A 14,382-nucleotide genomic window follows, 5' to 3' on the forward strand; every position below is an offset into this window, starting at 1 on the left:
GCCGGCGATCGCCGGCTCCCGCGTCGGCCGTGCGGCGCCCGGCGGACCCGGTGGCTACGCGCGTGCGGCCGGGACCGGGCGTGTCCAGGGCCAGGGCAGGTCGCCGAGCGCCGCGTCGACCAGCAGCCGCTCCAGGTCGCGCAGGAACCGTTCGGCCACGGCGGGCGGCAGGTGGGCGGTGTCGCCGGTGACGGCCAGGCCCATCCCGCCCGGCGCGTCGATGACCTCGACCCGCATCAGCCAGGTGAACGTGTCCAGCCCTTCGGCTTCGGCGAAGGTCGTGTCCGACAGCGCCGCCCGCAGCGCCGCCGCCTCGGGCTCCGGGCCGGGCAGCTCGGCCTCGGGAGCGAGCCGGATGTCGTTGAAGTAGCAGTGCCGGTTGACGCCGGTGGCGTACGGCAGCCCGGCGGCCGCGTGGGCCCGAGCCATGTCCTCGGGGTCGTAGTAGGCGTGCCGGTAGGCTTCGACGGCCGCGTGCCACACCCGGGGCAGCGCCGCGGTGAAGGTCGGCCGGTCGTCCAGGTCGACGACCAGCAGACCGAGCTGGTTGAGCTTCGAGATGGCCTCGCGGTACTCGTCGGCGGACCGGTTGTTGACCATCGTGTAGATCCCGCACGTGTCCTGCCCCGACCAGGCCGTGATGACGCCGGCGACGGCGGTCAGCAGCACGGTCGAGCTGGACACCCGCTCGCGCCGGGCGATGATCCGGGCCGCGGTGTCGGCGGCCTGCGAGGTGAGCACGCAGCGCCGGAAGCGGGGGACCAGCGCCGGTCCGACGGCGGGCAGCGTCTCGGCGGGCAGGCGGCGGGTGCCGTCGAGCCAGTGCCGGACCGCGCGGGCGCAGCGCCGCTGCTGGCGCTCGCTCTGCTCCAGGCGGGCGATGTCCGCCGACTGGGCCGGCGGCGGGGTGGGCACGGCGCCGCGTACCAGCAGCAGCCGCAGGTCGCGCAGGACCAGCTCGGCGGCCCGGAAGTCGACGGTGGTGTGGCTGAAGACGACCACGACCTGGCACACCCGCCCGCCCGCCACCAGCAGCGCGATGCGCTGGGGCCATTCCGCGCCGTGGTCGAACGGCGTGGCGGCGAGGTCGGCGGCGACCTGCTGGGCCAGCGCCGCGCCGTCGTCGGCGGGCGGCTGCGCCAGCGGGACCAGCAGCACCGGATGCTCGCCCCGCTCGGCCACGAGCTGGCGCAGCTCGCCGTCGACCTCGCGGACCCGGGTGCGCAGTGACGAGTGGCGCGCGACGAGGGCTCCCACCGCCCGTAGTGCCGCCGGCACGTCGAGCGCGGTGCGGCGTGGTGCGGCGACCACCCGGCGCAGGCTGAACATGGCCTGCGCGGCGCCGTGGCGGCGGATGGCGATCCACAGTGCCCGCTGCCCCCAGGTGAGCGGCGCGCCGGGGTCGGGCGGCCCGGCGAACGGTGCGCTCGCCCGCGTGGCGTGCCAGGTCGCGGCGGCGGGGACCGGTGCGGCGGCGGCGAGGTGGCGGCCATCGATGGACATCACGACAGCGTAGGACGCCGGTAACGGAAAGCGCTTTCCTCCGTTCGGCCGATCCCTCATCGACGGACCCGGATGCAGACTCGTGTCGATACGCGGGCGAGATGCCGATCCCCGCTCCCTGTCGCGTTAGGAGACGTTCTCCCATGCCCGGGATCGGCGAACACCCGCTCGCGCCCTGCCGCACCGTGCCCGCGCTGCTGGCGGCGCGCCGCGCCCGGCACCCGGCACAGGTCGCCATCGAGGTCGCCGGGATCGACACGCTCACCTTCGACCGGTGGCACCGCGACGCGGCCGCGCTCGGCTCGGCGCTGCGCTCCCGCGGCCTGAGCCCCGGCGCGGCGGTCGGGCTGGTCTTCTCCGGTCGCGACTGGACCAGCTTCGCCGTCGCGTACTGCGGCGTGCAGCGGGCGGGCGCAGTCGCCGTGCCGCTGCCCGACCAGCTGCCGCCTGCCCGGCTGGCCCGGCTGCTGGCCGCATGCGGTGCCGACCTGGTGATCGAGGGACCCGCCGACGTCGACGCCCTGGTCGCCGCGGGTGACCCGGACGGGGACGACCACGCGCGCGAGGCGGACGTCGCCCAGATCCTGTTCACCTCCGGCACGTCCGGCACGCCCAAGCCCGTCGCCGCCACCCACGCCAACCTCACCGCGGGCCTGCCGAGCCACCCCAGGCGCATGGCGCTGGCCCACTCCCGGCAGTTCCTGCACGCGTTCCCGATCGGCACCAACGCCGCGCAGACGATGCTGCTCAACGCCCTCACCGCCCGGCCCGCGGCGCTGACGCTGCCCCGCTTCACGCCCCGCCGCTTCGCCGCGCGGCTGCCCGAGGTCGGCACCGTGTTCCTGGTGCCCGCGATGGCGATCGAGCTGCTCGAATCCGGTGCCCTGGACGGCCTCGACCTGTCCGGCGTGCACCTGGTCGGCTCGACCGCCGCGCCGCTGCCGCCGGCCGTCGCGCTCCGGCTGACCAGGGCCTTCCCCAACGCGGCCATCGCCAACCACTACACGTCCACCGAGGCCGCGCCCGCGCACACCAACATGATCTTCGACCCGCGGCACCCGGACGCGGTCGGCCGGGTCCTGCCCGGCGCGGTACGCGTCACCGACGCCGACGGCATCCCGGTGCCCGACGGCGAGACCGGCCACGTGTGGCTGCGCTCGCCGCACGCCCGCCGCTACCTCGGCGACGAGCCCGCCACCCGGGCCACCTTCCAGGACGGCTGGGTGCGCATGGGTGACCTGGGCCGCCTGCGCGACGGCTACCTGTACCTGTCCGACCGCGACAGCGACGTGGTCAAGTCGGGCGCGTACAAGATCTCCACGCTGGAGGTCGAGAACGCGCTGCACGAGCACCCGGCGATCGCCGCGGCCGCCGTCGTCGGGGTGCCGCATCCCGTGCTCGGGGAGCGGCTGGCCGCCGTGGTGGTGCCCCGCCCGGATGCCGGCGAGCTCGGCCTGCCCGCCGTCCGCGCGTTCCTCGCCGAGCGGCTGGCCGACCACCAGCTGCCCGGCCACCTGCTCGTCCTCGAACAGCTCCCGCGCAACGACGGGGGCAAGGTCCTCAAACGACAGCTGGTGGAGCTCTTCCCCGCCGGCACCGGAGGTGACGCGTGAATCCAGTCAGGCACGGCGTGTGGTTCACCGAGCAGGCGCGGGCGGCGGGCACCGCGTACCACATGGCCCTCGGGGTCTGGTTCGACGGTGAGCTGGACCGGCACGCCCTCGGCGAGGCGTGCGCCGCCGTGGTCGCCCGGCACCCCGTGCTGGCCTCGGCGGTGGCGCTGGACGGCGACCTGCCCCGGTTGGTGCCGGCCGCCGAGAAGATCACCCTGAGCGACGCGCCGTACAGCGAGCAGCGCGTGCGCGAGGAGATCGAGCGCCCGTACGACCTGGGCCGGGGGCCGCTGGCCAGGTTCACCCTGCTGCGCCGGGCGCCGACCCGGCACCTGCTGCTGTGCACGGCCCACCATCTCGTCTTCGACGGCATGTCCAAGGACCTGCTGCTCGACGACCTCGCCGCGGCGTACGCCGGAGCCGAGCTCGCGCCCCTGCCCGCCGCGGCCGACGGCGAACCCGGCGACGAGGCCGTGGCGGCGGCCCGCGAGTACTGGGCCCGCCACCGGACGTCCCCCGGCGACGTCGTGCTGCCCGAGCTCACCGGCGTCGCCGCGACCGCCGTGCCGGGGCACGCCGTGGAGGTCGCCCTGCCCGCCGTCGACCTTGACGGCCTCACCCGGTTCGAGGTGCTGCTTGCCGCGATCCACGTGCTGCTCTCCCGTTACGGCAACGACGGGCTGCCCGTCGCGATCGGGCTGTCCACCCGCACCCCGCACACCGCGCGGCACATCGGACTGCACGTCAACGAGCTGCCCGTCACCGTGGCGCCCGCGACGGGCCGGTTCCGTGCCTACGCCGAGGACCTGCGGTCACGGCTGCGGGAGCTGTACCGGCACCGGGCCGTGCCGCTGGCCCAGGTCACCGGCGGGTTGCGGGCCGCGCCCTCGCTGACCGCGGTGTCGGTCGGCTACCGGCGCCGCGGCCCCGCGCCGCGGTTTGCCGGTGTGGCCGCCGAGGTGGCGTGGACGCTGTTCAGCGGGGCCGCCCGCAACGCGCTGCACCTGCAGATCGTCGACGGCCCCGCCGGTCTGTCCGTGAACCTGCAGCACGACCCGGCCCGGCTGCCCGTAGGCGCGGCCGAGCGCATCGGCGAGCATCTGCGCGCCGTCCTGGCCGCGGTCGCCGCCGACCCGGACGCCGACGTCGCGACCCTGCCGATCATGCCCGCGCCGGAGCTCGACACCGTCCTGCACGGCTGGAACGACACCGCCCGGGACCAGCGCGGCACCGTGATCCAGCTGCTGAGCACCCAGGCGCGCATGCGCCCGCACGACATCGCGGTCGTCGACGGTGCGCACCGGCTCACCTACGCCGAGCTCGACCTCGCCGTGGCCGAGCTGGCCGCCCGCCTGCCCGGCCCGGGGGCGCTCGTCGCGATCCGCATGCCGCGCGGGTGGCGGGCCCTGGTCGCGATGCTGGCCGTGATGCGCAGCGGCGCCGCGTACGTGCCTGTCGACCCGTCCTATCCCGAGGCGCGGCAGGCGCTCATCCTCGCCGACGCCGATCCGGCGCTGGTGCTCGACGACCTCGGCACCGTCCCGCCCGCGCGCCCCGGCGGCGAGGTGGCGCCCGGCACCGCGTACGTCATGTACACCTCGGGCACCACCGGCCGGCCCAAGGGGGTGGTGGTGCCGCATACCGCCCTGGCCAACCTGCTGCTGGGCATGGCCGAGACGGTCGGCAGCAGGCCGGGGGACCGGTGGCTCGGGCTGACGCCGCTGTCGTTCGACATCTGCGGGCTGGAACTGCTCCTCCCGCTGGTCACCGGCGGCCGCCTGGTCATCGCGAGCGACGTCAGCGCCATGGACGGTCGGGCCGTCGCCGAGCTGATCGAGCGCGCGGGCGTCACGCATGTGCAGGCCACCCCGTCGGGCTGGCAGGTCCTGCTCGAAGCGGGCTTCGACGGCCGGGCGGCGGTCACCGCGCTGACCGGCGGCGAGGCGCTTCCGCTCGACCTGGCCACCCGGCTACGGGCGCGGGTGGCCCGCCTGGTCAACGTGTACGGGCCGACCGAGACCACCATCTGGTCGACCGCCGACGAGATCCCCGACCGGCCGGACGCGGTCACCATCGGCCGCCCGATCGCCAACACCCGCACCTACATCCTGGACCCGGCGGGGCGCCCGCTGCCCGTCGGCGTATGGGGCGAGCTGTGCATCGGCGGCGCCGGTGTCGCCGACGGATACCTGCGCCGGCCGGACCTCACCGCCGAGCGCTTCGGCCCCGACCCGTTCGCGGGCGGGCGGCTCTACCGCACCGGCGACCGGTGCCGCTGGTCGGCAGACGGCCGCATCGTCTACGGCGGCCGCACCGACAGCCAGGTCAAGGTACGCGGGCACCGGGTCGAGCTGGAGGAGATCGAGGCCCGGCTGCGCGAGCATCCCGGCGTCGCCCAGGCGGCCGTCGCGCTGCACGGCGGCGAGCTGGCCGGCTTCCTGGTGCCGCGCGGCACCGCCCCGGACGCCGCGGAGCTGCGCCGCCACCTGGGGCAGCACCTGCCGGCCGCGATGGTGCCGACCTCGTGGACGGTGCTCGACCGGCTGCCGGTCACCCCGAGCGGGAAGCTCGACCGCGCCGCCCTGCCCGCACCGGCTCCGGCGCGGACCGCCCCGGACCAGCACGACGCGCCGGACGACGACGAGCTGGTGCGGGTGCTGCGGGAGATCTGGCAGGAGGTGCTGTCCGTCGACGACATCGGCCTCGACGAGGACCTGTTCGACCTCGGCGGGCACTCGCTGACCATCACCCGGATCAGCGTGCGGATCAGCCGGCAGCTCGGCCGCGACGTGCCGCTCGACGTCTTCTTCGACACCCCGACCATCGCCGACATCGCGCAGTACCTGCGGGAGCAGCCGTGACCACCGACCTGAGCAGGCGCCTGGCCGAGCTCGTCCATGGCGCCACCACCGGTGCGGTCACGGCCGACGAGGCGCTCACCGGAGGGTCGCTGCGCGCCCTCGGCCTGGACTCGCTCGGCGCGCTCAGGCTCATCGACGCCATCGACCTGGAGTTCGGCGTCGAGGTCGACCTCGGCGACGGACCCGGCGCCGACACCCTGCCCGCGATCACCCGGATGGTGGAGGAGCGGCGGTGAGACACCTTCCGCTGTCGGCGCTGCAGCAGCGCTTCTGGTACCTGTGCACCGCGTACCCCGGCGACGCCTCGCCGATCCTGGTGCTCAACTGGCGGCTGCGCGGCCCGCTCGACGTGCCCGCCTGGGAGAGCGCCGTGAGCGCGGTCGTCGACCGGCACGAGAGCCTGCGCACCGGGTTCGTGCTGCGCGACGGCGAACCCGTCCAGGTGGTCATGCCGCCGGCCGGGCTCGGCACCGAGCTGATCGACCTGCGCGACCTGCCGCCCGAGCAGCGCGACGCGCGGACGGCCGAGCTGATGCGGGCCCGCACCCACCGGCTGCTCGACCTCACCGAGGACCCGCTGGTCGGTTCCTGCCTGCTGAGACTGGCCGACGACCATCACGTCTGGTGCTTCACCATGCACCACCTGCTGGCCGACGGCGCGTCGCTGCGCATCGTCGGCCGCGAGATCCGCGCCGCCTACCTGGCCGCCCTCGAGGGCGCCGTCCCCGACCTGCCCAAGCTGGACCTGCAGTACGGCGACTTCGCCCAGTGGCAGGCGGAGCAGGACCAGGCCGCCGACCTTGCGTACTGGTGCGAGCGGCTGGCCGGGGCACCGTCGCTGGAGCTGCCCACCGACCTGCCGCGCCCGGAGGAGAAGTCCGCGCACAGCGCCGAGCACATCCACCAGATGGGCCCGGAGCTGGCCGCCGGGGTCGTCGAGCTGTCCCGCAAGGCCCGCTGCACGCCGTTCATGGTGCTGCTGACGGCGTTACAGGTGCTGCTGCGCGAACGCGGCGGCCAGGACGACTTCTGCGTCGGCACGCCCGTCGCCGGGCGCGTCCGGGCCGAGTTCGAGCCGGTGGTCGGGCTGTTCGCCAACACCCTCGCGCTGCGCGCCGACCTGTCCGGCGACCCGACCTTCACCGACCTGCTCAGACGGACCCGGACCACCGTCATCGGGGGACTGCAGCGCCAGTCGGTGCCGCTCGGCCGGATCATCGCGACCCTGGGCGTCGCCCGCGACCCCGGCCGCACCCAGCTGTTCGACGTCGTGTTCAGCATGCGCAACGACAACCCGGTGCTCGCCTCGCAGCTCGGCGGGCTGGAGGTCGAGGGGTTCCCGCACGGGCACGCCAAGGTGCTGCACGACCTCGTGTTCGACATCTGGCGGCTGGACGAGGCGGGGCTGCGCGCGGGCATCCGGTACGACACCGCGCTGTTCCGGCCGGACACGGTGCACGAGCTGGGCCGCCGCTACGAGCAGATCCTGTCCGCCGCGGTGGCCCGGCCGGGCGACCGCCTCTCCGAGATGGTGGCGTCCCGTGGGTAGGCACATCGCGTTCTTCAACATCCCCGCCATCGGGCACGTGTACCCCACGCTCGCCGTGGTGCGGGAGCTGACCCGCCGCGGGCACCGGGTCACGTACGCGACCACCGAGGACCGGCGCGCGGTGGTGGAGGAGGCCGGCGCCGTCGTGCGCCCGTACCGGTCGCTGCGCCCGCCGGACAGCGACCCGTCGGTGCGGGTTCCCTCCCGCGACGGCTACATCAGCCACAGCCTGCTCAGCTTCCTCGAGGAGGCCGAGGCCGCGTTCAAGGGGCTGCAGCCGGTGTACCGCGACGACCGCCCCGACCTGATCGTCTTCGACCGCATGGCGTTCGCCGGGCGCGTGCTCGCCGCCCGCCTGGACGTGCCCATGGTGCAGCTGTGGCCGATGCTCGTCTCCAACGAGCACTGGTCCATGGGCCAGGCGCTGAACGCGTTCGACCCGGCCGACCCGGTGCTGCACACCTATCTGTCCAAACTGGAGATGTTTCTCGGCGCCCACTGCCCGACCCTGCATCCGGACGAGTTCCTGAGCCCGCGGCCCGAGGCGCACCTCGCCTTCTACCCGCGCTCGTTCCAGTACGCCGGGGACCTGTTCGGTCCCGGCTACCGGTTCGTCGGGCCGTGCCTGCGCCGCACCCCGCTGCGCTGGCAGCCGCCCCGCGACCGCGACGTCGTCCTGGTCACCCTCGGCACCGTCTACAACGCCCGGCCGGACTTCTACCGGTTCTGCGCCGAGGCGTTCGGGGGCAGCGACTGGCACGTCGTGCTCGCCGTCGGCGAGCGCATCGACCTGGCCGCGCTCGGCCGGCTGCCCCGCAACGTCGAGGTGCACCGCTTCGTGCCGCAGCTCGACGTGCTCGCGCACGCCACCGCCATGGTCTGCCACGCCGGCATGGGCGGGGTCATGGAGGCGATGAGCCACGGCGTGCCCGTGCTCGCCGTGCCGCAGACCCTGGAGCAGGAGGCGAACGCGCTGCGCGTGGAGCAGTTGAGCCTGGGCGCGCGGCTGCCCGCGGACCTGACCGTGCCCGGCGGGCTCAAGGACACGGTCGAGCTCATGGTCAAGGACCCGGCGATCACCGACGGGGTCGGCCACATGCGCCGCGCGGTCGCCACCTCCGGCGGCGCGGCGCGGGCCGCCGACATCATCGAGCAGTGCCTGCCGTGACCGGTCCCGCGGCGTGTGCGCCGGGTCTGCCCGCCGGACGGTCGCCTCGATAGTGTGTGGCGCATGGGGACGGACGGCCAGGGAGACAGCGACATGTCCGGCGCGCAGCTATACGACACCATCGGCACCTCCTATACCGCGACCCGGCGCACCGAGCCGCGGATCGCCGCGCAGCTCTGGGCCGCGCTCGGCGACGCGCGCACAGTGCTGAACGTCGGGGCCGGCACCGGCTCGTACGAACCCCGCGACCGCCACGTCCTCGCGGTGGAGCCGTCGGCGGTCATGCGTGCGCAGCGCCGCCCGGACGCGGCGCCGTGCCTGGTGGGATCCGCCGAGAGCCTGCCGTTCGACGACCAGTCCTTCGACGCGGCGATGGCCTTCGCCACCGTCCATCACTGGCCGGACCCGATCGCGGGCCTGCGCGAGCTGCGGCGCGTCGCCCGGCGGGTGGTGGTGTTCACGCACGACACCAGCGACGACGGCTGGCGTGACCGGTTCTGGCTCACCCGCGACTACCTGCCCGAAGTCTCGGACCTGCTGGCCGGGCGGCCTTCGGTGAGCGAGCTGGCCGACGCGATCGGAGCCCGCCTGGAGCCGGTGCTGGTGCCGTGGGACTGCGTCGACGGCTTCTTCGAGGCGTACTGGCGGCGCCCCGAGGCCTACCTGGACGAGAGCATCCGCCGCGGGACATCGGTCTGGAGCAGGCTCGGGCCGCAGGTCGAGCAGCGGGCCGTGCACCGCCTGCGGGCGGACCTCGCCTCGGGCCGGTGGGCCGAACGCAACCGCGACCTCGTCGGCCTGGACGCGGCAGAGCTCGGCCTCCGCCTGCTCATCGCCTGATCCTCAGGCCAGGGCCCGCTCGCCGGCCAGCCAGGCCTCGTGCAGTTTCGCGTACGCCGAGCCGGCCGCCGCCACGAGTTCGTCGTGGTGGCCGCGCTGCACCGCCCGGCCGTCGTCGATCACGATCACCTCGTCGGCGCCGCGGGCCGTGGCCAGCCGGTGCGCGATGGTGATCGTGGTCCGCCCGCGCGACACCCGCTCCATCGCCGTACGCAGCCTGACCTCGCTCGCCGGGTCGACGGCACTGGTCGCCTCGTCCAGGATCAGCAGGTCCGCGCGCGTGGCGTGGGCGCGGGCGACCGCGACGAACTGCCGCTCACCCACGCTGAGACCCTCGCCGCGCTCGCCCACGACCGTGTCCAGCCCGTCCGGCAGCCCGGCCGCCCAGTCGAGCAGCCCCAGCTCGCGCAGCACCTCGGCCACCTCGTCGTCGCCGAGGCCCCGGCCGAAGCGGACGTTGTCGGCCAGCGTGCCGTGGAACAGGAAACCCTCCTGCGGCACCAGCACCACCCGCTCGCGCAGGCTGCGCAGCCGCACCCGGTCCAGGGGCACACCCGCCAGCAGGATCTCGCCCGCGGTCGGCTCGACCAGCCGGGTGAGCAGCTTGGCCAGGGTCGTCTTGCCCGCCCCGGTCCGGCCGACGACCGCGACCCGGCTGCCCGCCGCGATGTCGAGGTCCACGTCCCGCAGCACCTGCTCGGTGGTGTCCGGGTAGGTGAAGCCCACGGCGCGCAGCCGCACCGGGACGGGCCCCGGCGGCAGGTCGCGCGCCTCGGCGTGGTCGGCGACGTCGGGTGCGACGTCCAGGATGTCGAGCACCCGCCGCCATCCGGCGACGGCGTTCTGCAGGCCGTTGAGCATCTCTCCGGCCACCTGCGCGGGCAGCGCGAACTGCGCCACCAGGAACAGGAACGCGGCGATCTCGCCGACCGTCATCCGCCCGGCCACGCCCAGCAGCACCCCGAGCACGGCGGTGGCCGCGAGCGCGACTCCCGTGGCCAGCTCCCCGACGGAGTACGCCGTCACGGTCAGCCGGGAGGCCCGCTGGGCGGCCAGCCGGTGCGCGTCGACCGCGGCGTCCAGGCGGGCGACGGTGCGGGCGGAGGCATGGTACGAGCGGATCACCTCGGCGCCGACCACGCTCTCCGAGACGACCGCGAGCATCTCGGCCGAGCGCTGCCGCACCGCGCCGTAGGCGTCGGCGAGGTTGCGCATGCAGGCGCGCACCACCCACCCCACGGGGGCGAACACCGCCAGTACCAGCAGCGCCAGCGGCCACGAGTAGAAGACCATCACGGCGCCGGTGACCAGCGTCTGCCCGACGCAGATGAACAGCACCACGCCGTTCCACTGCAGGAACGAGGTGACCTGGTCCACGTCGGACGTCGCGCGGGCCACCAGCGCGCCGCGCTGCTGCGCGCCGACCCGCAGCACCGGCAGGTCGTGGATGTGGCGGAACACCTTCACCCGCACCGCCGCCAGCGCCGTCTCGCTCACCTCGAACAGGCGCAGCATCATCGCGTACCCGCACAGCATCGACGCGGCGAGCACCGCCAGCCCGGCCGCACCGATCACCGCGACGACCCCGAAGTCCGGCCCGCCCGGCCCGCGCAACCCGTCGTCGATGCCCCGCTGCACCGCGACCGGCACGGCGGCCCGGCCCGCGGTCATGCCCACCGCCAGCAGCAGGGTGACCGTCAGGCCCGTCCGGAGCTCGGGCGACAGGCGCAGCGCCCGGCGCAGGGTGTCCCCCATCGTGCCGCCGTCCGTCACGCCGCCACCTTCCGGTCGTACGCCGCCAGCAGGTCGCGGTAGCCCGGCTCGGCCGCCATCAGCTCGTGGTGCGCGCCGACCGCGACGACACGACCCTCGTCCAGGAAGACGACCTCGTCCGCCAGCGAGATGGTCGGGCGGCGGGTGGCGACCACCAGCATCGCCGGGCCGTGCGCGGCGCGCAGGCCGGCGACGACGTCGGCTTCGACCACCGGGTCCACGGCGCTGGTGGCGTCGTCGAGCACCAGCAGCCGCGGCCGCCCGGCCAGCGCGCGGGCCAGCGCGAGCCGCTGGCGCTGCCCGCCGGACAGGGTGGCGCCGCGCTCGCCGAGCCCGGTGTCGAGGCCCTGCGGCAGCGCCCGGACGAAGCCGTCGGCCCGCGCCACGGCCAGCGCCTGCCAGATCGCGGCATCGTCGACGCCGGGCCGGTCCAGCCCGACGTTGGCCCGCACGGTGTCCTGGAAGACGAACGGCACCTGCGGCACGTACGCCACCGCCGCCGCGTGCGCCTCGGCCGTCAGCTCGCGCGCGTCGACGCCGCCGACCAGCACCGCACCCGACTCGGGGGGCAGCAGCCGCGCGGCGACCGCCGCCACGGTCGACTTGCCGGCGCCGGTCGGCCCCACCAGCGCGACGACCCGGCCCGGCGCCACCCGCAGCGACACGTCCCGCAGCCCGCGTACGCTCACCCGTTGCAGGCGCAGCTCGACCGGCCCGCCGCCGAGCCCGCGGGCGCCGTCCGGCGCGTCGTCGGCGGCGGCGAGGACCCGGTCCACCCGCTCGGCTCCCGCGACCGCCCGGGGCATCGCGCCCAGCAGCCAGCCGATGGCCCGGATCGGCATGTCCAGCAGCGCGAACAGGAAGGCCGCGGTGGTGAGCTCGCTCAGCCCGAGCGCACCCTGCTCGCACCGCCAGGCACCGACGACCAGCACGGCGATCGTGCCGAGCTGGGGGAGCGCGTCGATGGCGGGGTCGTGCCAGGCGCGGGCCCGGCCGATGGACACCAGCGTCGCCCGCAGCTCGTCGACCTTCGCGGCGAACCGCATGGTCTGATGGTCCGCGCGGCCCAGCACCTTCACCGTCAGCGCGCCGTCGAAGCTCTCGTGCGCCAGCGCCGTCACCTGCGCCCGCGTGGCCTGGCTGAGCCGGTGCCGGGGCGCGACCCGGCGCGAGTACGCGGCGAACACCGTGATCAGGCCGGGGAACACCACCAGCCCGACCAGCCCGAGCGTCCAGTCGACGGCGAACAGCGCGAGCAGCGCCCCGACCAGCAGCGCGACCGTCGCCATGGCGTAGGCGAGGCTGCCCGCCGGTGACGCGGCGGCGTCGACGTCCGAGGACGCGTTGGACAGCAGCGCTCCGGTCGGGTTGTCGCGGTGCCAGGCGGGCGGCAGGCTGAGGTACTTGCGCACGATGCGCTTGCGCTGCCGCGCCTGCAGGCTCTGCTGCAGGTGGACGGCGCCCAGCCGGCGGCTGAAGATGCCGAGCACCTTCAGCGCGCTCAGCCCGACAAGGACGGCGGCGGCGAAGGCCAGCAGCCCGGCGTCGGCGCGCCCGCTGTCCAGCATCGGCGCGACAACGTCGGCCACCACCGCCCCGATGACGAACGCGCCGCCGATGGACAGCAGCACCACCAGGCACGCCCCGCCCAGCGACACCGCGAACAGCCGGGGCTCGGACCGGATCATGCGGCCGCAGAGCCTGGTGCCCGCGGCCATGAGCTCGCGCGTGGTCACCGCACCAGCTCCACCCAGAGGTCGGCGACGGCCCGGTCCAGCGCGGCCGCGTCGAAGCCGGCCGGTGCGGCGCCGTCCTCGCGGGCGGCGGTCGCCGACCGGGACAGGGTCGTGCCCGCCTGGGAGTCCGCGGCCAGGATCTCGTCGAGCGCGGCCGGGGCGGGCAGGCCGCAGTGGGCGAACAGCGACCCCAGCACGGCCTGCGGGTCGGCGAGCAGGTCCTCGTAGGTCGCGGTGAACAGGTCGACCCCCCGGTGCCGCAGCGCCATCGCGCGTTCCAGCTGTGACACCCACTGGCAGGCCATGACCTCCTCGGGCGACAGCAGCCTGCCCAGGCGGCGCCGCCGCCTGGCGACCAGCGGGATCATCGTGCCGAGCCGGTCCTGCACCGCCGCCGGGTCGGTGACCAGGGCGGGGTCGTAGCCGGCGAACGCCCGCGCGGTCGAGCGCCCCCAGGCTCGCGGCTCGCGGTAGAGGAACACGGAGGCGAAGTGCGGGAACTCCTCGTGGAGCAGCCAGCCGAGCTCGATCACGAAGCTGCGCGGCTTGATCGCGACCGGCCGTCCCCGCGACAGCAGCCGTACGCAGCTGCGCGCCAGCCGCCGCAGCTCCGCCTCGGGCAGGCGCGGGGCGAGCGTGACGAGCTGGGTGAGCACGTCCGGCTCGGACACCCCGACCAGGCCGCCGCGCGCGGCCAGCGCACCGGCGACCAGCGTCGAGCCGCACCGTCCGGTCGAGTAGAGGAACACGCCGCGCGCAGGTGGCGTGTCGAGCGCGTGCAGCTCGGCGTAGGACAGCGCGACCAGGCCGGTGGCGTGCTCGTACTGCGCGAGGAAGTGGAACGGCACGCGGCTGAGGTCGGCGTCTGTCCTGGTGAACAGGGCGCGGCCGGTGCCGTGGTCGAGGCAGTACAGGCTGTAGGCCGGGTCGGTCACCACGACGCTCGGGTCGACGGAGCCCGCCTGCTCGCACCGGAAGTCGGCGGGGCCGGCCACCGCGAGGGGGTAGGGCTTGGTCTTCTGCACAAGTGCGAGCAGCTGCGCCATCACACCGTCCCAGGAAGAAGATGAGGGCGGCATGCCGGCCGCCCTCATCTGCACTTCTCGGTCTCGGTCAGGAGACCGAACCACGCAATGCCACGCTACGGGTAAGCGCTTTCCTCAAGCAACTATTTGCATGTGCAGATTTGTTGCATGCCAGCAAAGCCGGTGGATCACGCCAATCCGCGCAAAATCCGGCATCGGTCAGAGCAGCCACAGCGGGACGGCCGCGGCCAGTGCCTGTGCGCCGGTGTCGTTGGGGTGGATGTGGTCGCCGCTGTCGTAGGCGGGCAGGACCT

The 14,382-nt window shown here is 74.9% G+C and carries 9 protein-coding genes and 1 pseudogene; 6 read left to right on the plus strand and 4 right to left on the minus strand.

What is annotated here, in order from left to right:
- Positions 1-54: 54 nt before the first annotated feature.
- Positions 55-1,503 (minus strand): condensation domain-containing protein, encoded by a 1,449-nt coding sequence (locus AB0J67_RS00540; protein ID WP_363474700.1) that lies wholly within the window; start codon positions 1,501-1,503, stop codon positions 55-57.
- Positions 1,504-1,646: 143 nt separating this feature from the next.
- Here AB0J67_RS00540 and AB0J67_RS00545 point away from each other — a divergent pair, with 143 nt between their 5' ends.
- The 6 genes and pseudogenes from AB0J67_RS00545 to AB0J67_RS00570 all read left to right on the plus strand — a co-directional run.
- Positions 1,647-3,116, plus strand: coding sequence for a class I adenylate-forming enzyme family protein (locus AB0J67_RS00545; protein ID WP_363474702.1), 1,470 nt, complete (start codon positions 1,647-1,649; stop codon positions 3,114-3,116).
- Positions 3,113-5,977, plus strand: coding sequence for an amino acid adenylation domain-containing protein (locus AB0J67_RS00550; RefSeq protein ID WP_363474703.1), 2,865 nt, complete (start codon positions 3,113-3,115; stop codon positions 5,975-5,977). Before AB0J67_RS00545 ends, AB0J67_RS00550 begins: the two co-directional genes overlap by 4 nt.
- Complete coding sequence (locus AB0J67_RS00555; RefSeq protein WP_363474705.1) at positions 5,974-6,213, plus strand: acyl carrier protein; 240 nt, start codon at positions 5,974-5,976, stop codon at positions 6,211-6,213. Before AB0J67_RS00550 ends, AB0J67_RS00555 begins: the two co-directional genes overlap by 4 nt.
- Positions 6,210-7,526 carry a condensation domain-containing protein gene (locus AB0J67_RS00560; protein WP_363474707.1) on the plus strand — a complete coding sequence of 439 codons (1,317 nt, stop codon included), beginning with the start codon at positions 6,210-6,212 and terminating at the stop codon, positions 7,524-7,526. The genes AB0J67_RS00555 and AB0J67_RS00560 overlap by 4 nt, the downstream gene beginning before the upstream one ends.
- Positions 7,519-8,694 carry a macrolide family glycosyltransferase gene (locus tag AB0J67_RS00565; protein ID WP_363474709.1) on the plus strand — a complete coding sequence of 392 codons (1,176 nt, stop codon included), beginning with the start codon at positions 7,519-7,521 and terminating at the stop codon, positions 8,692-8,694. The genes AB0J67_RS00560 and AB0J67_RS00565 overlap by 8 nt, the downstream gene beginning before the upstream one ends.
- Before the next feature lie 99 nt (positions 8,695-8,793).
- Positions 8,794-9,534, plus strand: a pseudogene (locus AB0J67_RS00570) (class I SAM-dependent methyltransferase); the annotation flags it as partial.
- 3 nt (positions 9,535-9,537) lie between these two features.
- On the opposite strand, the gene AB0J67_RS00575 reads toward AB0J67_RS00570, so the two are convergent.
- The 3 genes from AB0J67_RS00575 to AB0J67_RS00585 are packed head-to-tail and all read right to left on the minus strand — an operon-like array spanning position 9,538 to position 14,089.
- Complete coding sequence (locus AB0J67_RS00575) at positions 9,538-11,289, minus strand: ABC transporter ATP-binding protein (protein WP_363474717.1); 1,752 nt, start codon at positions 11,287-11,289, stop codon at positions 9,538-9,540.
- Positions 11,290-11,303: 14 nt separating this feature from the next.
- Positions 11,304-13,043 (minus strand): ABC transporter ATP-binding protein, encoded by a 1,740-nt coding sequence (locus AB0J67_RS00580; RefSeq protein ID WP_363474711.1) that lies wholly within the window; start codon positions 13,041-13,043, stop codon positions 11,304-11,306.
- Positions 13,040-14,089, minus strand: a complete 1,050-nt coding sequence (locus AB0J67_RS00585; protein ID WP_363474713.1) for a hypothetical protein — start codon at positions 14,087-14,089, stop codon at positions 13,040-13,042. Before AB0J67_RS00585 ends, AB0J67_RS00580 begins: the two co-directional genes overlap by 4 nt.
- Positions 14,090-14,382 lie beyond the last annotated feature (293 nt).

Source organism: Catellatospora sp. NPDC049609, from assembly GCF_040675365.1.
In the GTDB taxonomy this organism is placed as follows: domain Bacteria; phylum Actinomycetota; class Actinomycetes; order Mycobacteriales; family Micromonosporaceae; genus Catellatospora.

What these genes read in the sequence shown, in the direction of transcription:
- AB0J67_RS00575 (WP_363474717.1), bottom strand. Translation starts at nt 11,289, where the DNA reads ATGGGGGACACCCTGCGCCGGGCGCTGCGCCTGTCGCCCGAGCTCCGG.
- AB0J67_RS00585 (WP_363474713.1), bottom strand. Translation starts at nt 14,089, where the DNA reads ATGGCGCAGCTGCTCGCACTTGTGCAGAAGACCAAGCCCTACCCCCTC.
- AB0J67_RS00545 (WP_363474702.1), top strand. Translation starts at nt 1,647, where the DNA reads ATGCCCGGGATCGGCGAACACCCGCTCGCGCCCTGCCGCACCGTGCCC.
- AB0J67_RS00540 (WP_363474700.1), bottom strand. Translation starts at nt 1,503, where the DNA reads ATGTCCATCGATGGCCGCCACCTCGCCGCCGCCGCACCGGTCCCCGCC.